18 protein-coding genes and 3 pseudogenes are annotated in these 20,740 nt (G+C 59.8%); 9 read left to right on the plus strand and 12 right to left on the minus strand.

All coding sequences use genetic code 11. The annotated features are described in order from the left end of the window. Positions 1-19: 19 nt before the first annotated feature. The 4 genes from P6U27_RS37785 (at position 20) to P6U27_RS37800 (ending at position 3,876) form a co-directional block, all read left to right on the plus strand. Complete coding sequence (locus P6U27_RS37785) at positions 20-925, plus strand: LysR family transcriptional regulator (RefSeq protein ID WP_407123258.1); 906 nt, start codon at positions 20-22, stop codon at positions 923-925. 73 nt (positions 926-998) lie between these two features. Beyond that, positions 999-1,877, plus strand: a complete 879-nt coding sequence (locus P6U27_RS37790; RefSeq protein ID WP_407194694.1) for an ABC transporter substrate-binding protein — start codon at positions 999-1,001, stop codon at positions 1,875-1,877. Continuing rightward, entirely contained in the window at positions 1,874-2,878 is a 1,005-nt protein-coding gene (locus P6U27_RS37795) for a fumarylacetoacetate hydrolase family protein (protein WP_407123256.1), read from the plus strand. The genes P6U27_RS37790 and P6U27_RS37795 overlap by 4 nt, the downstream gene beginning before the upstream one ends. Positions 2,879-2,973: 95 nt before the next feature. Further along, positions 2,974-3,876 carry an NADP-dependent oxidoreductase gene (locus tag P6U27_RS37800; RefSeq protein ID WP_407123255.1) on the plus strand — a complete coding sequence of 301 codons (903 nt, stop codon included), beginning with the start codon at positions 2,974-2,976 and terminating at the stop codon, positions 3,874-3,876. A 21-nt stretch (positions 3,877-3,897) separates the two neighbouring features. Here the strand turns inward: P6U27_RS37800 and P6U27_RS37805 are convergent. Beyond that, positions 3,898-4,355: pseudogene (locus P6U27_RS37805) on the minus strand (ABC transporter substrate-binding protein); the annotation flags it as partial. Between the two features lie 52 nt (positions 4,356-4,407). Then, positions 4,408-4,536 (minus strand): annotated as a pseudogene (locus P6U27_RS37810) (ferredoxin); the annotation flags it as partial. Here P6U27_RS37810 and P6U27_RS37815 point away from each other — a divergent pair. After that, the gene (locus P6U27_RS37815; RefSeq protein ID WP_407123513.1) at positions 4,513-4,959 is read left to right on the plus strand and encodes a nucleotidyl transferase AbiEii/AbiGii toxin family protein; all 447 of its coding nucleotides are present in this window, start codon (positions 4,513-4,515) and stop codon (positions 4,957-4,959) included. The pseudogene P6U27_RS37810 and the gene P6U27_RS37815 overlap by 24 nt on opposite strands. A 37-nt stretch (positions 4,960-4,996) precedes the next feature. On the opposite strand, the gene P6U27_RS37820 is transcribed toward P6U27_RS37815, so the two are convergent. The 9 genes from P6U27_RS37820 to P6U27_RS37860 form a co-directional block, all read right to left on the minus strand. Continuing rightward, positions 4,997-6,346 carry a spinster family MFS transporter gene (locus P6U27_RS37820; RefSeq protein WP_407194695.1) on the minus strand — a complete coding sequence of 450 codons (1,350 nt, stop codon included), beginning with the start codon at positions 6,344-6,346 and terminating at the stop codon, positions 4,997-4,999. A 461-nt stretch (positions 6,347-6,807) separates the two neighbouring features. Continuing rightward, positions 6,808-8,046, minus strand: a complete 1,239-nt coding sequence (locus tag P6U27_RS37825) for a glycerate kinase (protein ID WP_407123253.1) — start codon at positions 8,044-8,046, stop codon at positions 6,808-6,810. Positions 8,047-8,100: 54 nt separating this feature from the next. After that, entirely contained in the window at positions 8,101-8,955 is an 855-nt protein-coding gene (locus P6U27_RS37830; protein ID WP_407123252.1) for a sugar phosphate isomerase/epimerase family protein, read from the minus strand. 15 nt (positions 8,956-8,970) lie between these two features. Continuing rightward, the gene (locus tag P6U27_RS37835) at positions 8,971-9,756 is read right to left on the minus strand and encodes an enoyl-CoA hydratase/isomerase family protein (protein WP_407123251.1); all 786 of its coding nucleotides are present in this window, start codon (positions 9,754-9,756) and stop codon (positions 8,971-8,973) included. An 11-nt stretch (positions 9,757-9,767) separates the two neighbouring features. Beyond that, a complete protein-coding gene (locus P6U27_RS37840; RefSeq protein WP_407123250.1) occupies positions 9,768-11,390 on the minus strand; it encodes an acyl CoA:acetate/3-ketoacid CoA transferase in 1,623 nt (540 codons plus the stop codon). A gap of 25 nt (positions 11,391-11,415) precedes the next feature. Then, complete coding sequence (locus P6U27_RS37845; RefSeq protein WP_407123249.1) at positions 11,416-12,258, minus strand: ABC transporter permease; 843 nt, start codon at positions 12,256-12,258, stop codon at positions 11,416-11,418. Between the two features lie 4 nt (positions 12,259-12,262). Further along, complete coding sequence (locus P6U27_RS37850; protein WP_407123248.1) at positions 12,263-13,177, minus strand: ABC transporter permease; 915 nt, start codon at positions 13,175-13,177, stop codon at positions 12,263-12,265. Between the two features lie 9 nt (positions 13,178-13,186). Further along, the gene (locus P6U27_RS37855) at positions 13,187-14,254 is read right to left on the minus strand and encodes an ABC transporter ATP-binding protein (RefSeq protein ID WP_407123247.1); all 1,068 of its coding nucleotides are present in this window, start codon (positions 14,252-14,254) and stop codon (positions 13,187-13,189) included. A 96-nt stretch (positions 14,255-14,350) separates the two neighbouring features. Then, positions 14,351-15,535: an extracellular solute-binding protein gene (locus tag P6U27_RS37860; protein WP_407123246.1), complete on the minus strand. Its 1,185-nt coding sequence runs from the start codon at positions 15,533-15,535 to the stop codon at positions 14,351-14,353. Positions 15,536-15,684: 149 nt separating this feature from the next. On the opposite strand from P6U27_RS37860, the gene P6U27_RS37865 reads away from it, so the two are divergent. From P6U27_RS37865 to P6U27_RS37880, 4 genes are all read left to right on the plus strand, one after another. Beyond that, positions 15,685-16,458, plus strand: coding sequence for a 3-ketoacyl-ACP reductase (locus P6U27_RS37865; protein WP_407123245.1), 774 nt, complete (start codon positions 15,685-15,687; stop codon positions 16,456-16,458). After that, entirely contained in the window at positions 16,458-16,943 is a 486-nt protein-coding gene (locus P6U27_RS37870) for a MaoC family dehydratase (RefSeq protein ID WP_407123244.1), read from the plus strand. Before P6U27_RS37865 ends, P6U27_RS37870 begins: the two co-directional genes overlap by 1 nt. Then, positions 16,940-18,115 carry a dihydrodipicolinate synthase family protein gene (locus tag P6U27_RS37875; protein WP_407123243.1) on the plus strand — a complete coding sequence of 392 codons (1,176 nt, stop codon included), beginning with the start codon at positions 16,940-16,942 and terminating at the stop codon, positions 18,113-18,115. The genes P6U27_RS37870 and P6U27_RS37875 overlap by 4 nt, the downstream gene beginning before the upstream one ends. A gap of 77 nt (positions 18,116-18,192) precedes the next feature. Then, the gene (locus tag P6U27_RS37880; protein WP_407194556.1) at positions 18,193-19,251 is read left to right on the plus strand and encodes a LacI family DNA-binding transcriptional regulator; all 1,059 of its coding nucleotides are present in this window, start codon (positions 18,193-18,195) and stop codon (positions 19,249-19,251) included. 48 nt (positions 19,252-19,299) lie between these two features. On the opposite strand, the pseudogene P6U27_RS37885 reads toward P6U27_RS37880, so the two are convergent. Further along, positions 19,300-20,500, minus strand: a pseudogene (locus tag P6U27_RS37885) (cytochrome P450). Positions 20,501-20,740: the final 240 nt, after the last annotated feature.

Genomic DNA, 20,740 nt, shown 5'->3' on the forward strand with positions numbered 1-20,740 from the left:
ATAGATCCGGGAGGCCGCCTTGCGCTTCAACAATCTCGATCTGAATTTGCTGGTGGCGCTCGACCATCTCATCGTCACAAAATCGATCAGCCAAACGGCAGAGCGGATGAATCTCAGCCAATCCGCGATGAGTAATGCGCTGGGAAGGCTTCGGCAGTACTTTGATGACCCACTGCTCGTGCGCGTCGGTCAGAAAATGGAATTGACGGTACGCGCGGAAACACTTCGCCCAGAAATTTCCGACGTTCTCACGCGCATTGAAGCCGCTTTGGCCAGAAAGGCTGCGTTCGATCCCAAAGAGGCCGATCGGGAATTCCGCCTGCTCGTGTCCGACTACTCACTTCACACCATCATTCCGCCTGTCTTGGAGCTCACGGCCGCGTTCGGCGATCATATCCGTTTCCAATTCCTGCGGCAGACCGAACGGCCGAACATCTTCCTTGAGCGGGGCGAGGCGGATCTGCTGATTGCGCCGCGCATCGTTTGCTCTCCGGAACACCCCTCGATCAAGTTGTTCGAAGATGACTATTGTTGCGTGGCGTGGCGCCGCGGCAAATACGGCAAGAGGCCGCTTAGCCGGAAGTCGTTCGCAGCAGCCGGGCACGTACGATATCTTTCCTCGCCGACGTCTGGGGCTCTGGACTCCGTCCTTCTGGATCAATTGGGCGTTGCACGGCGAACCGAGGTCTCGACGTTTGCCTTTTCCTCGGTGCCCCATCTCGTCCTCGGAACCGATCGCATTGCAATCGTCCACCGCCGCACGGCCAAGCTCTGGGCAAGCCAACTGCCGATTTCGATCTTGGAAATCCCCTTTTCGATGGAGCGTTTTGAACAGCAGATGCAGTGGCACCACTATCGCAGCCGCGATCCCGGCATCATCTGGCTACGAGACATCTTCAGGCAAGCGGCCGCAAAGATGCGCTAAACCAAAATACCCATCCGGCCCTCCTTTACAAAACGAGACGTATCGTTTACCTGGGCCAGGAGGAGGGCCTGGCATGCCTATCACCGTCCATTGGTTCGTCGAGCCAGCCGTGGGGATCGTTGCACGCGCTCGCAGCTCATCGACGGCGGGGTGCCTTTACGTCGACGGCGTTGCCACCAAATCCTCAGATGACCAGTTCGCGGCGCTTCTGAGCGGCGCGGCAGATGCAGCCATCACGGCCATGGACAACGTGATGGACTGGAATCTGCGCGCGGGCGGGGGAGATTTCCGTATCGTCGCACAGATCGAGCGAACGATTCCCCTCTCCCTTGTCAGCCGTGCCGGTGTAACGGGAATCCAAGGACTAAGAGGCAAAACTCTTCTCGTCGATGCGCCTGCGAACGGCTTCGTCGTGGCCGCTAGAGCTTTGCTGGACGAATGCGGTTTGCCCGATGGATCCTATGCACTCAAACGTGCGGGCGGCGTACGTGAACGCTTTGAAGCATTGTTAGCTGGAAGCGGGGATGCGACCCTGCTCGGTCCGCCATTCGACCAGATGGCCTTAGCACGGGGGGCGCAGGTCCTGTCGCGCGTGAACGACCAATATCCAGCCTTCCCTGGCCAAGGACTGGTCATGCGACGCAGCTCGTATGAGCGTTGTCGTGCAGGCATGGCGATCTGGCTTGCCGAGATAGACCATGCGCGCGCACTGGCGCTGACAAACAAGGATGTCGCGGTCTGGCATCTGACAAAGACTGGCCTACCCGGAGCCCTTGCAGAGGACATGATCTCCTTCGTCCCGAACTCTCTCGTTCCGGAGCGGGAGGGTGTTGATCTCCTCATCGCGCAACGAAAGCGCGCGCGGCTGCACGGGGGCGATCTCACCTACTCGGATCTTGTCGATTTCGATCTCCTCGAAAGCATTGGTCATTGGCGGGAGCACAACCGATGAACTTCCAGGAATATGCGCTCGCGACGTTTCGCAAGAGTACCGAGAGGCCGCGGGCAGGTTTGGCCATTGGCGAGCGTGTCATGGCGCTCGAGGATCTCCTTCGCATATGCCCGATAGCTGGCTCTGAGCACCTTGCGGCAAAGAGCATTCTCGAGCTTCTTCAGAACTGGGACCCTGCTCTGGAAGCCCTTAACAACTTGCGGGCGGCGGTGACGGAGGAACTCGTCCATGATCGCTTCCATGAATTTGCCGACGTTACCATCTGCCCGCCGGTTGATCTGCCCCATCAGGTTTTCTGCACCGGAGCCAATTATCGCAAGCATGTCGTGGACCTGACGCTCGATATGGGGGTGGGACCGGAAGGGCTAGACGCAGCCGGCCTCAGACGTTGGGCAGAGGGCATGATGGACGAGCGAGCAGCAACTGGTGACCCTTACGTATTCACCAAGCCAGTCTCGGCAATTGCGGGCGCGTATGACGCGCTGGTCCTGCCTGCGGCGGACGAGAAGCCGGATTGGGAGATTGAGGTCGGCGTCATCATTGGGCGGGGCGGCCGTAACATCTCGCGAAATGAGGCGATGTCCCATGTTGCCGGCTATGCCATCATCAATGATGTGACCTCGCGCAGCTTGATTGCCCGCACGGACTACAAGCAGCTCGGCACCGACTGGTTACGCGCAAAGGGTCAGCCGGGATTTCTCCCCTTTGGTCCCGTGCTGGCTCCGGCACAATTCGTCACCAATCCATCCCATTTGCGCCTGACGCTCAGCATCAATGGCAAGATCATGCAGGATGAGGCCGCCGCCGACATGATCTTCGATATTAGTCGGCAGATCGAATATATCTCGCGCTATGTGCGCTTGATGCCAGGCGACCTGATCTGCACCGGCTCTCCGGCTGGAAACGGCACCCACTACAACCGCTTCCTGCAGCCGGGCGATTTGATGGTTGGGGAGATCACCGGCTTGGGCCGCCAGACGATCACTTGCATTGCCGCGTGACACAATCCGGTCAGCTCGATCGGGCAATCGAACGAGGTTGCCGCACAGCGTTGCGTTTTGTCCGCAGTTGCGGCTGCTCGAAATAGGAAGCCACTATGAAAGCTGTTCTGCTCAGATCCTATGGTGACATCGGCCAGCTCGTGATTGGCGAGGTCCCAACGCCCAAGCCTCAACCCGGCGAAGTTTTGATCAAGATCGAAGCCTCCGCGGTCAATCACTTCGATTTGATCATCCGTCAAGGCTATGTGGCTCAGTTCATTCCCTTGCAACTTCCCGCCATATTGGGTGGTGACGCTGCCGGCACGGTCGTCGAGGTTGGATCCGGTGTAACAGAAATCTCGGTTGGCGATCGGGTGATCGCTGACTTCGCGCCGAACGGCAGAGGCTCTCACGCCGAGTATGGGGTTGTGCCAGCTACGGCTCTCGCTAGGCTTCCGGCAAATCTCACATTCGAGCAAGGCGCGGCTCTCCCAAAGGCTGGTCTCACCGGACGGCAGGCGGTCGACGCTCTCGGCGTGAAGGCTGGAGACCGCGTCCTCATATCCGGCGGCTTGGGCGCAGTCGGACGCGCCGCGATTCAATACCTTCAACAAATCGGAGCAACCCCTGTGGCAGGCGTACGGCCTTCAAGGCTTGAGGAGGCACGTCGGGTCGCGGGGGAAGCTCTCGATATCGCCGAGCCGCGCAGCAGAGCGATGTTCGACTACGCGATCAGCGCTGCAGCACCCGTTGCTACCGAAGTCATCCGGCACGTACGGGATGGGGGCCAGATCGCCAGCATCGTTCCGGTACCGGAAGGTGCGAACGCTGGCAATCGTGTGACCATTCACGAACTCTATCATCGCACCGACGCGAGTACGCTCGAAGCTGTAGCCGATGCGGCATCGCGTGGTTTGTTGATGATTCCGATTGCGAAGACCTTACCGCTCACGGAGATTGGCGCTGCACAGGAATCGGTCGCCGCCGGCATTCAGGGCAAAGTCGTGCTAAAGCATTGAGCGCGCTGCCACGCGAGACCACGCTGCCGCCACGGTATTGCCGGTCGCCCAGGCGTCGTTGACCCATTGGAGGGTGTTGCGCGAGCATGGTGAAATCGGAGCTGACCGTCAATGATGCAAGGAAGGTCATGCGACTGTCTCGCAACAGCGAGTTGATGGAAACAGCCGACCGGGGAATTCCGTGGACGATAGCATCGACGCCTTCGACGTCGAGCCATTTTCGCGCAATGGCGTTGCCGACGTCCGCCTTTGTTCTGGTGGTCGGCATAGACGATCTCGACTTTGATGTTCTTGCCGCCGCCGTTGAAATCCTCGGTCGCTGCGCGCGGCCTCGACCGAGCCCATGCCGTTGGTGTCCTGGAAGATGCCGGAGATGTCGTTGAGAACGCCGACGCGTACGACACTGTCGGATATCTCGGCGCTCGCCGGGCCGGTCACAGGCTCGCCACAAACGCGAGCGTGCATTTCAGTCGCTTCATCAGTTCCCCCTGTTTGATCCGCCGCAGCGGTCGCTCGCGACGCGCTTGGAAGTCAGACCTGCCGCCCCGGCAGTTCCAGCACGAGCCCGTCGAGACCCGGCGTGATCTTGATCTGGCAGGACAGCCGGCTGTTCGGCAACCGCTCGGCGGCGGCGCCATCGAGCAGCGCGTCCTCGTCGTCGCCATCACCGGTATCCTAATGTACCCACCTGAAACCGCCATCGCCGAAAAATTCGAGGCGATCGTCCGCTTCGGCGAGGTAAACGGCCGGATCAAAGATTTCTACGACATCTGGATCACGACGCGCACGCTCCCCTTCGATCTGCCGATCTTAGTAGAGGCGATCAGCGGAACGACCAGGCGCCGAGAGACGGCGTTCCCGACCGAGATGCCTGTGGGCCTCACTGAGGCGTTCGCCGCAGTCACCCAAAAGCGTGGATTGTGGACGGGCTTCCTGCGCCGGACTCAGCCTAGTCTTAAGCCGCCCCCGTTTCCACAACTGCAGCAGGATCTGCGGCTGTTCTTCGGACCTATCGTCGACAGTCTCGGCAGGCCCGAGGGTGCGAAGGGCCGATGCGATCAGGACGTCGGAGCTTGGCACTAGCTCGACGCGCGCTTTACGGAATTGACGGCCTCTTGGTTCAATTCTGTTTTTGAATCGAGGGGTAGGCGAACGGCCAAGTCTCATTTCGAAGATGCGCGTATCGCGACTGGGACAAAAAGCAGACCACAAAGGCGAGCAGCGCCACGGGCACTAGCACAACCAGTAATGAGTAGCGGATCGCATCATCACGGCCGAACACAAAGTCGGTGACCAGCGCAACAGCAGTCGGTGCAACGCCAAGTCCCAGAAGCCCGGACAACATGAAATAAAGCGCCTGCACTTGCCCTCGCAATTGATTAGGCGTCACGTCCTGGAAGGTCGGAGGGCCGGCGACGAGGCCCAATCCGCTCCCGAAAAGTACGATCGCCTCCCCCGCAAGTGCAATTGCCAGATTGGGAGCGAGACAAAGGCAGATCACGCCGGCCGTCATGATCGGCCAGAAGATGAGCGGGATGAGAAACCGCGTGCGGCCTTTGCCGACGAGCCAATCCCCCAGGATGCCGCTCAAAAGAGCGCCTGCAGTGCCAAAGACGATACCGATGGGGCCGGTGATGAGACCGACCTCGGCCGGGCTCAGGCCAAACCGCCGCGTAAAGAAAGTCGGTCCCCAGGAAGCGAAGGTCAGTCCGACAAAGGCGTTCAGCGTAAAAACGAGGTAGAGTGCGCAATAGACCCTCGCGTGTCGCGGAAGATAGATGCCAAGGCGCATCGCACCATCGGTCAATGCCGGATGTGCGACTTCCTTGCGAGAGGTCTCTTTGACGGTCAGCAACAGAACAGCAATCGCAAACCCGGGCGCTGCGGCCACAAAGAACGCGGCTTTCCAGGTTGGAACTACTCCTAATAGCGGTAGATCTACCGTGGCGGTAGCTGTGAGGCCTTTAAGGATAAGGCCTCCAATAAGCAGGGAAGCTCCCCCGCCGAGATAATTGGAGAGGTTATAGACGCTCATCGCCCGCCCGCGCCGTTCGCGGGTAAAATAATCGGCGATCAGAGAGAAGGCCGCGGGCCCAAGACAGGCTTCGCCGATACCAACGCCCAATCTCGCCACGAACATCTGAGCGTAGGTCTCCGCCAAGCCACAGCCGATGGTGAAAAGGCTCCAGACCAGAACCCCAACGAGAATGACATTTCGGCGGTTGGTGCGGTCGACTAGCCGGCCAAACGGTAGGCCAGCGGCAACGTAGAAAAGCGCGAATGCAAGGCCTTGGAGAAGGCTCACCTGCGTATCGGTGATTTTCAGGTATCCGCGAACCGGAGCAATCAGCAATGCGAGCAGATAGCGGTCAAGGTACGATGTCATACCTGCCAAGAGCAGCATAAAAACGACATACCACGCATAAGCCGCACTGGGATAAATTGCGGATGCCGTGCCGACGTTCCTCATTCTGCTGCCTCTCTGACGGCTGTTGAGGCCGTGCCACTATCAAGCCGGCCGCAGCATGTGGCCGACCGCTCGTAGAGCGATAGCTGAATTCCTAAATCATGTCTGTCCCAATGCAGAGGGACGGGAGGCTTCTCGACGCTTCGCGCTCATCAGAGCGAGATGGTTTGCCGCGGTGGAGAAAGCTAAAGCATGGATTTGCTCGCACGCGATTATGCGTTTGGACGAATTTGGGAGCTTTACAAGCCATGATGGTCGGCCGAAGTGATGATGACGATCTGATAAGACGAAGCGTCTTATGAGCGCGCTGGTGCGTATGAAGCCCAAGCCGCACGAGGAATGAAGGTTGGAAAAAACGAAGACATAGCTAGCGTTTGAGCGATTGAAAGCTCGCCGATACTGAAAAAGCCTCACGGCGTCTCAGGTGTGGCGTTTGCTGGATGCTCTATGGCGCGCAAGGATATTCATCGAATTAGAATCGCGCGGAAGTCGTTGACGTTGGTCAGAGTCGGCCCGGTTGTGACGAGCCGATCCATTGCAGAAAAGGCGCTATATGCATCGTTGCCGGCGAGAAGAGCGGCAAGATCCAGACCGGCCTCTCGAGCGGATGGGATAAATCTCGGATCAAACCAGGCTCCTGCGTTCTGTTCCGAACCATCGATCCCGTCGGTATCGACAGCAATCCCCGAAACGCCCTCGGCTCCATCGAGCGCCAATGCGAGCGCAAGCAGGAATTCGGTGTTCCGGCCACCCTTTCCTTTTCCGCGCATCGAGACCGTGGTCTCGCCGCCGGACAGTAACACGCAAGGCCGCTTGGCTGGCCTGCCGTACTTCAAGATAGAACGCGCGATGCCGGCCATCACGACGCCGACTTCTCGCGCCTCGCCTTCAATTGCGTCTCCCAGAATGAGAGGCGGGACGCCGAGGCGGCGCGCGGCAAGCGCGGCCGCATCGAGGGCCATCTTTGCCGTCGCGATGACGTGGACTGGATTCGGAATCGTCACAGGGGCGGCGTTCGCCGACATGGCGTGCCGCACATGGGCTGGCACGGTGATTCCGAAACGATCAAGAATCGTGGTGGCATCCGTCGGGACTGAGCCTTGTGCGATGGTCGGTCCGGACCCTACAACCGCCGGATCGTCACCGGGCACATCCGAAATGACATACGTCACCATCGGTGCCCTGCTCGCTGCAGCAAGGCGGCCCGCCTTGATGGCAGAAAGCGCCTTCCTGACTTCGTTCATGGCGCTGATTGGCGCACCGGAACGGAGTAGCTGCGATGTCAGCGCCTGCTTCTCCTCAAGGGTAATTCCGGACGCAGGCAAGCTCAGCAGCGCGGAAGCCCCTCCCGAAATCAAAGCGATAACGAGATCGTCAGGAGTGGCGCTCTTCACAAGGTCCAGTATTTTCTGAGCCGCCTGTTGGCCTGCAGCGTCAGGCACGGGGTGAGAGGCTTCAACGATCTTGATTGATCGCGTCTTGGCGCTGTGGCCATAGCGCGTGACGACAAGCCCTTCGACGGGGTGCGGCCACTCGGCCTCGAAGGCTTGAGCCATGCTTGCGGCGGCCTTGCCTGCGCCAACGACGATGGTACGGCCGGCGGGGGGATCAGGAAGGCGGCCGGCGAACTTTCCCGCCGGGCCCGCGCTGCGAAGGGCGGCTTGCATCAATGCGTCAAGAATGGAGCGAGCGCGCGTGTCCATTTGATCTCGGCCACCAGTCATTCACAGTGATTCCCGAAGCATTTCAATCTCTTTTCAGATTGATGCAAATCCCCTGGCACAAGCGGCTAGAACGTCATCCTCAGGCGTCGACCACCAGCGCTTTGAGAAAACCTCGACCTCGATAAAACCGGCATACCCGGTCGCCTCAATTTGAGCGCGAATAGTCTTGAGGTCGATCACCCCCTCGCCCGTCATTCCCCGATCAAGCAAAAGGTCGGTCGTTGGAACAAGCCAATCGCAGACATGAAAGGCCATGGTGCGCTTGGCCTGCCCCGCTGCTGCGATATCGTCCTTTAAACGCCAGTCCCACCAGACGTGATAGACGTCGATGGCAACTCCGATTCCGCCCTTGCGCGATGGGTCGAGCGTCTCGCAAACCGTCAGAGCTTCGCCGAGGCTAGTTATGCATGAGCGGTCACCTGCGTACATCGGATGAAGGGGCTCGACCGCAAGGCCAACTCCCGCTTCTCGCGCATAAGGCAGCAATGCGCTTAAACCTTCGATGACCTGCGACCGAGCCGAAGCGAGATCTTTCGTCCCTTGCGGGAGGCTTCCAACGACCAAGACGAAACAGGGCGCACCGAGTGCCGCTGCTTCGTCGATGGCGCGACGGTTGTCTTCAACGTTCGCCTCAAAGGCACTACGATCTGCGCCAGGGAGGTAGGTCCCTCGGCAATAACCGCTCAAGGACAACCCGGCATCGCGAAGATGCCTGCCAATGAGGCGGTGGTCCTGTCCTTCGAGATCCCGCCGCCAGGGCGCAATGCCGCCAAAGCCATGCCGCGCGATGCGGTCGATAACGTCTCGGATGGAAGAGCGATGTCCAAGCGTTGCGGTGTTGATTGAACATCGGGACAGTGGCAGCGGTCGGATCGGGCGATCGAGCATCAAAAATCTCGCTTTTTACTTAAACCTGGGGGCACGCTTCTCCACGAAGGCGGCCTTGCCTTCGATCGCATCGTCCGACAGCCCCAAGGGGACGGTGATTTCGGCTTCCAGCGCGAGGCCCGCGTGATATCCAAGGCGCAGGGCTGTGGAAACACATCGCCGGGACGCGCTGACCGCCTTCGGGGAGACAGCCGCGATCTGACGAGCCATCTCAAGCGCGCGCTCGAGAAGCTTATCGTCCTCGACGAGCTCATCGAAGATCCCGATCCTGTAGGCCTCCTCCGCATCGAGCGGCTGCGCGGTCAGAATCAAGCGCAGCGCCTGGCCGCGGCCGACGAGCAGCGGCAGCCGCATGGTCCCGGTGGCCGTCGGCATCGCGCCAAGCTTGGCTTCCGGCACGCCGAAGCTCGCGCTGCGACCGGCGATGCGGATGTCGCATGCCAGCGCCATGACGGCACCGCCGCCGAGCGTGTAGCCGTTGCAGGCCGCAATCACCGGGACCGGGCCGAGTTCAATCGTCTCGTTGAGGCCGGTTTCGGCGAGCCGAGCGGCTTCGATCCACTCCGGTGTCGCCTCAAACTCGCGGATGTTGGAGCCGACAGAGAATGCCGCTCCTGTTCCGGTGAGCACAACGCATCTTGCCGCGTGATCCACGTGAGCGCGCTCCAGAAAGGTTCGCAGATCCCGCCGCGCCTGGATTGTGAAGGCTCCCATTGGCTTGGAAACGATCCGGATAAGCAAGACGCCCGGACGGGGAATGCTCGCTTCGAAAGCGTCGTTCGTCACCAGCGTGGTTGACATGCTCTGTTCTCCTACTCGGCGCATTTGGACGATGGCTCGTGACTGGAACGGCCTCGCATCTTCAAGCCCATGGCTTCTGGACGGAACAGCTTCTCGTCCATGAGCTTGAGATCGTCGGCAACTGCGAGGGGCGTCCCTGCTTTCGCAATGACGTCGCGCTGGAGGTCGAGACCCGGGGCGATCTCAACGACGGTCAGGCCGCTCGCCTTGAGTTTCAGCACGCACCGCTCGGTGACGTAAGTGACGTCGCACCCACGATCGACGGCGCGCCGGCCACTAAACGTCACATGGCTCACTTCGGGGATGAACTTCGCGATCTTGCCCTCCTGCTCGATGCGCAATCGACCGTCGCCCGCGGACACCTTAAGGCCGCCTGCGGTGAAGTAGCCACTGAAGACGATTTTCCGGGCATTCGCGGTGATATCCACGAAGCCGCCGCATCCCGCGGTCAAGTAGGGGCGTGCAGCAAGTCGGGATACGTTGACGTTGCCGAACGCGTCCACCTCCAGGAAGGACAGCAGAGAGCAGTCAAAGCCTCCTCCCTGGAAATAAGTGAACTGCTGCGGCGTCGGGAAGATCGCCTGCGCATTGGCGGCGCATCCGAACGCAAAGCCCGTTAGTGGCACTCCACCCACGGCGCCCTGCTCGATCGCCCAGGTTACCGCCTCTGCCTGGCCTTCTTCGAGAAGGATCTGTGGCACCATGGCCGAGATGCCAAAGCCAAGATTGACCGCGCTGTCATCTGCGAGCTCCAAGGCGGCCCGGCGCGCAATAATCTTGTCGACACCCCAGGGCTCGGGCTCGAACGAGGCGAGTGGACGGCGTGTTTCGCCGCTAATGGCAGGATCGTACCTGATCTCCGTCGCCTGCGCTTGCTCCGGATCCACCACGACATAGTCGACCAGAGTCGAAGGCACGTGGACGTTGTGGGCAGGAAGGGAGCCGGCCGCAGTCGTGCGCTTCACCTGGCAGATGACGATTCCGCCGGAGTTGCGCGCTGCCAGTGCGAGATCGACCATTCCGAGCACAGCGCCTTCGTGCTCCATCGAGATGTTGCCACGCTCGTCGGCAGTGGTACCCCGAATGATCGCGACATGCGGAGCATGATTGGGGAAATGCAGCCAGGAATCGCCCGCAAACTCGACAAGGTGCACGATCTCCCCGCGGGAAGACGCAGCTTCATTCATCTTGCAGCCGCCGAGCCTGGGATCGACAAACGTATCAAGTCCCACCTTCGTCAGAACACCAGCCCGCTTGGCGGCAACATCCCGTGCCATGTCGTACATGATGCCGGACGGGATGTTATAAGCCGCAACCTCGTTTTTACCGATCATCTCCCAGATCGCAGGAGACGGGAGCGACGACGGTCCGCTTGGGTATGACCCGGCCAGAATTGACGAGAGCAGGCCCTTCTGGGCCAAATGGTCGATCCCTTTGATTCCATACATATCGCCGGCAGCAATGGGCGACAGCACGGTGAGATCGCGTGGGCTCCCCTCAGCTTGGAATCGTTTGCCGATTGCCGCGAGCACGCGATCGGGACAATTGAGCCCCGCAGACGACCCGATACAAACGACATCGCCATCGCGAACGAGGGTTGCAGCTTTCGCCGCCGTGATGATCTTGTTTTTCACCTTTATTCTCCTACGTCAAATGGGCCTAATGAGCCGGCTGCTGTTTGGCGCGCGTGACAATCTGAGTGGGATTGACGAACCTGAGCGCAATGATGAGCCAAATCAGCGTCGTCACCATGTAGACGACCGCCATTGCATCGATTGACTGGACCGCGCGCACGCCGGCGGCGAAGACCGCGTAGTAGAGAGCAACGACCAGCGTCTGGCTTGTCGGTCCCGCCACGAGGAATGTGAGCTCGAACATGGCAATGGTCCGGACGAGAACGAGCAGCAATGCCGCCAGGATGCCGGGAAGCAAGAGCGGCATCAGCACGTGGACGAACAGTTTGAAGGTGTTTGCGCCGAAGACCCGGGCAGCCGCTTCGATCCTGGGATCAATCTGCTCAATGAATGGGATCATGACCAGGATGACAAACGGCACCGTCGGAACGAGATTGGCCGCAACGACACCCCAGAACGTACCGGCAAGTCCGGTTTGATAAAGCACGGTCGCGAGCGGGATGCCGAAGGTGATCGGTGGCACGATCAGCGGAAGCAGGATCACCAGCATGACCAACTTCTTGCCCACGAAATCGCGGCGCGCGAGCGCATAGGCAGCGGTAACACCCAAAAGTCCCGATACGACAACGACCGCGCCAACCACTTCGAACGTGACAATCAGGACGTCCTGAAGCTGAAACTCGCTCCAGGCGGAGGCGTACCAGCGCGTCGTCCAGCCAGCAGGAAACCAGGTGCCGAGCCAGCGGGTAGCGAAGGAGCTGGTGACGACCGAGGCAATCATTGCGAGCAGGTTGAGGACGAAGAACGCCACGAATGCCCAGACCGCGGTAATCCAGAGCTTGGAGGCAAGCGAAGTGTCTCGGATCATGACCTTATCCTTTTGCTCCTGAGGCCGGCCCGCGATAGAACAGACCGCGGGTCGCCATCATGCCCATGACGATCGCGAGCTGAACAAAGCCCATGATCATCGCGATGGCCGACGCCATGGAATAGTCGTACTCTTCAAAGGCGGCTTGATAAGCCGCGATCGAAATCACCCGGGTTTCTCCTGCTGGCTCACCAAGCAGGATAGCCGAGGGAAACACGGAAAAGGCCTGGACGAAGCTGAGGCAGAAGGTGATTGCAAGCCCAGGCATCAAAATCGGCAGATACACGTCAGTGAAGCGCTGCCGCGCGCTCGCCCCCAATGTGGCCGCCGCCTGTTCGAGCACGGGATCGATGCCGGTCACATATGACAGCACTAGCAGGAACGTAAAAGGGAAGCCGTTGATGACGAGCGAGGCGAAGACGCCCCAGTAGTTGTGAACGAGGCGCAACGGATGATCGATCAACCCGATCGCCAGGAGAACGCGATTAAACCATCCTTGCGGTCCCAGATAGTTCAGCAGCCCCTCTGCGATCAGAACGGTGCCGAGTGTGATCGGAACGACGAGGATGGTCGTTAGCAGCCGTTGTCGATACATTAACCGCACGCGGAATGCGACCGGCAGCGAGATCAGCAGATTGACGACAGTGACCGGGACCGACAGAAGCAACGTCTTCCAGACTGTGCCGTAGAGATAGGGGTCTGTGAAGAAGCGCGTATAGTTCGACCAGGCGGAGCCCGCCTTTGGTTCGAAGGATAGCACCAAGCCGTACGCAAACGGGTAGAGAAAGAGCAGCGCCAGCAGCACGAAGGCAGGAAGCACCAAAAGCGTCACGGCATCCAATCCGCGTGCGGCTAGCCGCTGGCGTAGGCTTGGGCCAGCTTCGACCTCTTGCTTCTCGGCAATTGTAGCAATAGCCATGTGCGTCTCCTATTCGCTGAAGACGAGGACGCGATCCGGAGCGGCCCGCAGATGGACTTGCGCGCCCAGTTTCACCGCGTGATCTGACCTGAAGACGAGATCGATGCCGTCGGGAGTCCGCGCGGTTCCGACGAACTCACGGCCTCTGTATTCAATGGTCTCCACTTGCGCGGCGAACGCGTTGGCCCCGGGATCACCGGTGGTCAGATCGTCTGCGCGGATCGCGGCGTAGGCTTGGGAGCCGTCTTGCACCGAGACGCGCATCGTACCGGTGACTTCGCTGTCGCCGACCGCCAGCGTTGCTTTAGCCCCAGTTTGGCGGATGACCCGGCCCTTGATGCGGTTCCGGAAGCCCATGAAGTCTGCGACATCGATATGAGCCGGCTTCTCATAGAGGTCGTTCGGCGTTCCGACCTGACGGATGACACCGTCCTTCAACACGACGATGCGATCGGCAAGCGAGAGAGCCTCGTCCTGATCATGTGTCACATAGATCGTTGTCGCTCCGAGCGTGTTGTGAATGCGCCGGATCTCGGCGCGCATTTCGAGACGAAGCTTGGCATCGAGATTGGATAGCGGCTCATCCATGAGGACGAGTGGTGGCTCGATGACGATGGCGCGAGCTATGGCAACGCGCTGCTGCTGACCGCCCGACAGCTGGCCGGGCAGCTTCTGCGCCTGTCCCGTCAGGCGCACGAGGGCCAAGGCTTCATCGACCTTCCGCGAGATTTCTGCTTTCGAAACCCCACGCATTTTCAGGCCGAAGCCGACATTCTGCTTGACTGTGAGATGAGGAAAAAGCGCATAGCTCTGAAACACCATGCCGAAGCCACGCTCTTCCGGCCTCAAGATGTCGATGCGGCGCTTGTCGAGCCAAATGGATCCGCCGGTGACCGGAAGCAGGCCGGCAATGCAGTTGAGCGTCGTCGACTTCCCGCACCCGGAGGGGCCAAGCAGCGCGATGAACTCGCCGCGTTTGACGGTGAGTGTCACATCCTTGAGTGCATTCAAGGTTCCGAATTCGCGACGGACCTGCTCGAGGCGGAGCTCGTCGAATTTCTGAAGAGCAATGGTCATGGAGTTGATCCTGTGTGCCGACCGCGCGGGAGGTGTTGATTGTCCATAAGAAAAGAGCGGGGCTGCCCCATGTCGGGCAGCCCCAGTCGTGGGAGGTTACTTGCGCTTGGCGCCGCCGATTTCCTCGTCCCAACGGCGGAATGCGGCGACAAGCTGATCGGCAGGAAGCTGGATCTCGAGCGGAGCGGCGCCAATCAGGCGATCATAGTCGGGCCAGCCAAACTCCTTGATCACGTCCTGGCTCTCCTTCGGGGCCATGGCGAGTGTCGAGGTCTTCACTGAAGGGCCCGGGTAAAAGTAGCCGTCGTCATAGGCGAAAGCCTGTTGCTCCGGCTTGAGCATGTGCTTGAGCAGGTCGATGATGACGGGCATCTTCTCCGGCGCGACGCCTTTTGGCACGGCGAAGAACATAGCATCCGAGACCCAGTGGAAGCCGTCCAGCGCGAAGAGACCCGCCTCCTTCGGCACAATGCCGAGCACGCGCGGATTGATGTACCAGCCAACGGTCGAGACAATCATGTCCCGCGTTCCGTCGCCGAGCTCCTTCATCGTCTGCCCGGTCCCTGAGGGGTAATATTCGATGTTCTCGCCCAATGCCTTCAGATAGGTCCAGGTCTTGTCCCACCCCTTCAGCGGATCAGAGGGGTCCTTGTCTCCGAGCAGATAGGGAAGTCCCATCAGGAACGTGCGGCCGGGGCCGGAGTTGGCCGGCCTCGCATAAAGAAAGCGGTTCTTGTTCTCGCGAGTATATGCGAGCAGTTCGTCAGCCGTCTTGGGCGCCTTCTTCACGCGGTCTGGCATGTACTCGAACAAGGGTCCGGACGGCGTGTACGCGATTTCCATGCCCTGCCCTTTTGCGAGAGCCTGCATCTTGAGTGGGCCGGCATCGTAAATGTCTTCCGGTTTGGGCAGAGCGTTTGCATATTGCGGCAGCAACTCCTGCCAGAGCTGTTGCTCGATACCGGCAAAGAGTCCGTCGGTGCCGGTGAGCACGATGTCGATGTCGACGCGGTTGGCCGACTGCTGCGCCTTGAGCTTGCTGGCAAGCTCCGGGGCGGGCGCTTTCGTGTAGGCGATCCGTGAGACCAGTTTTGCGTTCTGCTGCCGGTAGGCGTCGATCGATTTCTGGCTCAGCGCAAGATTGCCCGCGACGTCGATCACGTTCAGCGCAACGGGGGAGGACGGCATTGGGCCGAGGCCCTGCGCTCGCGCGCCCACGGCCATCAGCCCCAGCGCCCCCATTCCAGCGACAATTGTTCGGCGATCTACACGACGATCCATTGGGCCCTCCGCGGCTTTGATAATTTTGCTTGCTTGTGATGCTAGAACGATATACTAGATCGATCTAGTAGAACGATCTAGTAGCAGGTCTCTCGGGCCTTGGCAAGCGCCATTCGAGAGCCGCCGAACCAGGGGAGCGACGAACGCCCATGAAGCATGAGGGAAGGCCGCGGGCCTTGGTGACCGGGGCCGGACGCGGCATTGGCCGCGCGATCGCGCTTGCTCTGTCTGGCGCAGGCTTCGCAGTGATTGCAAACGATCTGCCGAATTCGACGGATCTGTCTGAGACCGTTGCGGCTATCCGCGACCAGGGTGGCGAAGCCGAGCCCCTGCCCTTTGACATCTCCGATGTGAGGCATCACGCCGATGCCGCCGATCGGGCTTGGAATGCCTTTGGTGGCCTTGAATGCCTCGTCAACAATGCCGGTGTCTCCGTAGCCGTCCGCGATGATCTCCTGAAAATGACCCCCGAAAGTTACGACCGCGTCATGGCGATCAACCTGAGAGGGCCCTTCTTTCTGACGCAAGAGATTGTGCGCCGAATGGTCGGCGTGAAGTCACCCGCATTCCGCAGCATCATTACCGTGTCTTCGATCAATGCTGAGTTCGCCTCGACCGATCGGGGCGAGTATTGCATCTCTAAGACGGGGCTTTCCATGATGGCTCGGCTCTTTGCGGTCAGGTTGGCCGAGCATGGCATCGGATCGTACGAGATCCGGCCCGGGATCATCCGCACCCAGATGACAGCGGTTGCTCGGGAGAAGTATGACCGCCTGATCGGTGAGGGATTAACGCCGATCAAGCGCTGGGGCGAGCCCGAAGATATTGGAAGGGCCGCGGCAATGCTTGCAAGCGGTCAGCTCGGTTATTCAACCGGCGAAGTGGTCCGCGTCGATGGCGGGCTCGCGCTCAGGAGCTTGTGATGGCCGGCGAAGAGCGCGCACTGAGCGCGGGCGAATACTGGTTCGAGGATCTCGTCGTCGGCGACCACTACCAGACTGGACGCCTCGTGGTAACGGATGCGCACATCGTCGGCTTTGCAGGACTGTCCGGCGACTTCTTTGACGTCCATATGGACGATGAGTTTGCAAGATCTGTTGGATTTCCAGGGCGCGTCGCGCACGGCCTGTTGGGCTTGGCGTTGACAGACGGGCTCAAGAACCGGTCTGCGGTCCGGATCCTAGCAATTGCGTCGCTTGGCTGGAACTGGAAGTTTCGGGCGCCGATCTTCTCGGGCGACCGGATCGGCGCCGGCGTAAGAATCGCGGGCACACGACTGTCGCATAGTGGCCAGGGCATTCTCACACTCGCCTTTGAAGTCACAAAGCAGGACGACACGATCGTCCAGGAAGGCGAAACGACGCTTCTCGTGCGCCGCAGGAATGACAAAGGAGGTAAGGCTCAATGACTCTCATTCGACTGCCTCATGATGACGGGGGCATGGAGGACTTCGTCATGCCTCCTTCAGCAACATGGCGAACGGCAAAGCCGAACCAGCCTCTTGCGCGGATTGCACTATCCGCCGGCCACGTCGTGTCCGATCCGCGCGCCGACATTTCTCCGATGCGCGATATCGCGATTGATTTTGAAGCGACCCAACGTTTCCGCGACTACCTCTGGGATCTTGGTTTGGGTATCGCGGAGGCCATGGACACGGCTCAACGCGGCATGGGGCTTGATTGGCAGTCCGCACAAATTCTGATCCGGAATACAGTCGAGAGCGCCAAGGCCAGGCCGGGGTCGATCGTCTTCTCGGGTGTCGGCACGGATCATATCGAGGCGCCCGACGCCGATCTGAATGCGGTGATCAAGGGCTATTCGGAGCAGCTCTCATTCGTGCAGCGTCTCGGTGGGCGGGTAATTATCATGGCGAGCCGCGCCTTGGTTCGCGCCGCGCGCGGTCCTGGCGACTATGTTGAAGTCTACAAACGCGTGCTCGCCCAAGCGGACCAGCCCGTGATCCTGCATTGGCTTGGCGAGATGTTCGATCCGGCGCTAGCGGGGTATTGGGGCCATAACGAGGTGGCCGCCGCGATGGACGTCTGCCTTGGCATGATCGAGGATAACGCCAGCAAGATCGACGGCATCAAGATCTCGCTTCTTGACGAGAAGCAGGAGATTGCGATGCGCCGGCGATTGCCCAAGGCAGTCAAAATGTACACCGGCGACGATTTCAATTATCCGGAGCTGATAGCCGGAGACGACCAAGGGTCTAGTCACGCCTTGCTCGGTATCTTCGACGCGATTGCGCCGGCAGCTTCAGCTGCCCTGTTGGCGCTAGGCAATCAGGATCGAACCGCCGGCACCAAAGCTTTCCGCGAGATTCTGGATCCGACTGTTGCGCTGTCGCGTGAGCTGTTCCGGGCGCCGACCCAATACTACAAGACGGGTATAGTGTTCCTCGCCTATCTAAGCGGGCATCAGGATCACTTCACCATGCTGGGGGCCCAGCAAGGCGCCCGTTCAGTTCTGCATCTTTGCCGTGTGTTTCGGCTTGCAGCCTCGATTGGATTATTTGCAGATCCGGAGCGCGCGGCAGATCGCATGCGCACGATGTTGAAGCTGTACGGGATAGGATAGCGCCAAGCACTTGACTGGCGTCCGCCTCTGTGAATGCTGTTTCAACATCAAGAAGTTAGATAAGGGACGCCGGGATAGTGGAGGCCAAGGCTAAATCTGGCGAGTCGCGACCGACATTGGTGGACATTGCCAAGGCTAGCGGCGTCTCAAAGGCGACTGTCTCGCTCGTCCTGCGGAACAGTCCCAGTATCCCGGAGCGGACCCGCGAGAAGGTGCTGGAGGTCGCCAAGGGCCTCGGCTACGTCTATAATCGAGGCGCGGCCAGCCTTAGACTTCCGCATACGCGAATGATCGCGCTGGCTGTGAACAATCTCACCAACCCCTATTTTGCCGAGATTGTTGCGGCGATCGAGGATTCCCTTACGGCCGAGAACCGCATTGTCCTTATGTCCAATTCGGGGGAATCGGTCGCCCGCCAAAGCGCTTTTATCGACACGGTCCGCGAATACAATGTCGACGGCTTACTGATGGTCCCGGCTGTCGGAACGGATGCGGCTTTCATCAACTCCTTGCATGCTCTGCACCTGCCATGTGTGCTTGTTTCGCGTACCGTGCCTGGGGCGAAAGTCGACTACGTATCGCCGGATCATCGCGGTGGCATGATGAAGGCCATGGACCATCTTATCGAGCTCGGCCACACGCGTATCGGAATGATCGGTTCAAATGAAAACATTTCGACGGGCCGCGACCGTTTCGCTGGCTATCGTGAAGCTCTTGCTAAACATGGCATCCCACTGGAGCCTCGCCTGGTTTTATCAGGCGCAGAGACGCGCGATGTCGGAATGGCTCACCTGCTCCAGCTTCTCGATCTGCCTGAGCCGCCTACGGCCATCGTCTGTTTCAACGATATCGTCGCCTTCGGAGCGATGCTGGGCCTGCGCTCGCGCAATTTGACGCCGGGAAAGGACTTTTCCGTCGTAGGCTTTGACGACATCGCTGAAGCAACTCTGTGGCGTCCAGCTTTGACGACGGTCGCAATCCCCCGAGGCGAGGTGGGAAGGGCGGCCGTCCAGTTGCTGCTGCAGCGTATCAGCAACAGGGATGCGCCGTTTAGTTCAACTTTGATCCCGACAGAGCTGATTGTACGAGACACCACCTGTCCTCCCCCAGCAAGGCGGCGACGATCCCGCCCCTGACCCTGGCTCTTATGGATCCTCGATGCCGAGGGTAAGCGGCTTTGGTTGTCAGCGGTCGTACTCAGGCGCGTTTGTTCGAGGGCTTGGCTGATCCAAGGGCCCGGTTCGCCTATTATAACCATGTACGGGCAAATTGAGCAATCCGCGAAAAGCCCAGCCGCCTATCCGCACCGGCTCGTCGGCTGCGATTTCGATTCTCGGTGCGCGCGAGAAGAGTGTCGGTAGCGCGACCTCCGCAATCATGGCGCGGGAGGCCCAGGCACCGGCACAAAATGCGGCCCAGCCCCGAACGCCACGCTCTTGGTTACGTCGCGGCGTATGTCGAATAGGTCGGCGCAAAACAGGATTCATCCCGATTGGCCGAACCGAACATCAGGGACACACGGTGGTCAGTTTCAAACGTCTCCTCGCGGATGGTCCACTGCTTTGCGATTCGCCGCGGCGACATGCCAATGGGCGATATCCAGCGGGCATATTCCTCGAAGGCCTGTAGCCACGACACCTCGCCCGTGCGGACGAGGTCAAGCTGGTCGGGATGGGTCAGGACCGCCCATAAGGTTCCCGCGATGGCTTTGCGCGGCTCATTCTGGCCGCCAGAGATTGCGAGCTTCACGTTGGCGAGTACGCTCTCTATCGCCATACCCGAGGCAAGGAGCACGCCGAGCAGGCTTTGGTCTGGATGTTTGCGCATGACTGGCAGCATGTCGTCAATCGCAGCATCAATGCTCGATGTCGCCGCATGGCAACGCGCGTCAATCCCAGGATCGCCCGCGCAATTGACGATCCCCTCGATAATCGCTTGCGACCAGGTATCCATCTCGGCAAAACCAATATTGGTGAGGCCAGTGATGGATTTCAGGCATTTATCGGAGAAGGGCAGAGCGATATCGCGCATGAGGTCGATGCGGCTGCCCGGTTCGATTGCGCGAATGATATGATCCGCATGTTCCTGGAAATGTGTCTTCCAATGCGCCGTCATAGCTTTCGGCGATACCGCGGGAAAGAAGGCGCGGCGCTCCACTTGATGCGCTTCCCCATCCTTTCGCATCATGTTGTGGCCCATGAGGCGGTTCATCAGTCCCTCGGGTTGATGGGACGAGAATACGTCGATCTGTTTCTCAGAGATTGAGATATCCTCGCGTGTGGTCAAAAGCGTCGAGCCAAGCTGAGAGACGAACGCGATTGGTGTTTCGCGCCGCATTATCGCCAGCGTCGGATAGGGATCGCTCCAAAACTGGGCCGGGTCGATGTCAACTCGTGGCGCGGTACTTAAGACCTGTCTCCCTGGACATGGCGAGGCGAGTCAATATTAGCCTTTTGACCCTCGTGTCTGTCCCTACGGACAGGGATGGGTGAATTTAGATTAGGATTAGATGGCAGTCCCTCAAACGCAATCCGAAAAATCACGCCGCATGCCAGACCACCGAGCAAAGTGACAAAATGCCTTGTGTCCTTGGTAACAGACAGCGTCTGGGTCGACACGGGTTGT

This window comes from Bradyrhizobium sp. STM 3566 (assembly GCF_045571445.1).
Classification (GTDB): Bacteria; Pseudomonadota; Alphaproteobacteria; order Rhizobiales; family Xanthobacteraceae; genus Bradyrhizobium; species Bradyrhizobium vignae.

Bases quoted from the DNA above. Each gene is read 5' to 3' on its own strand.
- P6U27_RS37875 (WP_407123243.1), top strand. From the start codon at position 16,940: ATGACTCTCATTCGACTGCCTCATGATGACGGGGGCATGGAGGACTTC.
- P6U27_RS37800 (WP_407123255.1), top strand. From the start codon at position 2,974: ATGAAAGCTGTTCTGCTCAGATCCTATGGTGACATCGGCCAGCTCGTG.
- P6U27_RS37835 (WP_407123251.1), bottom strand. From the start codon at position 9,756: ATGTCAACCACGCTGGTGACGAACGACGCTTTCGAAGCGAGCATTCCC.
- P6U27_RS37850 (WP_407123248.1), bottom strand. From the start codon at position 13,177: ATGGCTATTGCTACAATTGCCGAGAAGCAAGAGGTCGAAGCTGGCCCA.
- P6U27_RS37870 (WP_407123244.1), top strand. From the start codon at position 16,458: ATGGCCGGCGAAGAGCGCGCACTGAGCGCGGGCGAATACTGGTTCGAG.
- P6U27_RS37790 (WP_407194694.1), top strand. From the start codon at position 999: ATGCCTATCACCGTCCATTGGTTCGTCGAGCCAGCCGTGGGGATCGTT.
- P6U27_RS37830 (WP_407123252.1), bottom strand. From the start codon at position 8,955: ATGCTCGATCGCCCGATCCGACCGCTGCCACTGTCCCGATGTTCAATC.
- P6U27_RS37855 (WP_407123247.1), bottom strand. From the start codon at position 14,254: ATGACCATTGCTCTTCAGAAATTCGACGAGCTCCGCCTCGAGCAGGTC.
- P6U27_RS37865 (WP_407123245.1), top strand. From the start codon at position 15,685: ATGAAGCATGAGGGAAGGCCGCGGGCCTTGGTGACCGGGGCCGGACGC.
- P6U27_RS37860 (WP_407123246.1), bottom strand. From the start codon at position 15,535: ATGGATCGTCGTGTAGATCGCCGAACAATTGTCGCTGGAATGGGGGCG.
- P6U27_RS37820 (WP_407194695.1), bottom strand. From the start codon at position 6,346: ATGAGGAACGTCGGCACGGCATCCGCAATTTATCCCAGTGCGGCTTAT.
- P6U27_RS37845 (WP_407123249.1), bottom strand. From the start codon at position 12,258: ATGATCCGAGACACTTCGCTTGCCTCCAAGCTCTGGATTACCGCGGTC.
- P6U27_RS37795 (WP_407123256.1), top strand. From the start codon at position 1,874: ATGAACTTCCAGGAATATGCGCTCGCGACGTTTCGCAAGAGTACCGAG.
- P6U27_RS37825 (WP_407123253.1), bottom strand. From the start codon at position 8,046: ATGGACACGCGCGCTCGCTCCATTCTTGACGCATTGATGCAAGCCGCC.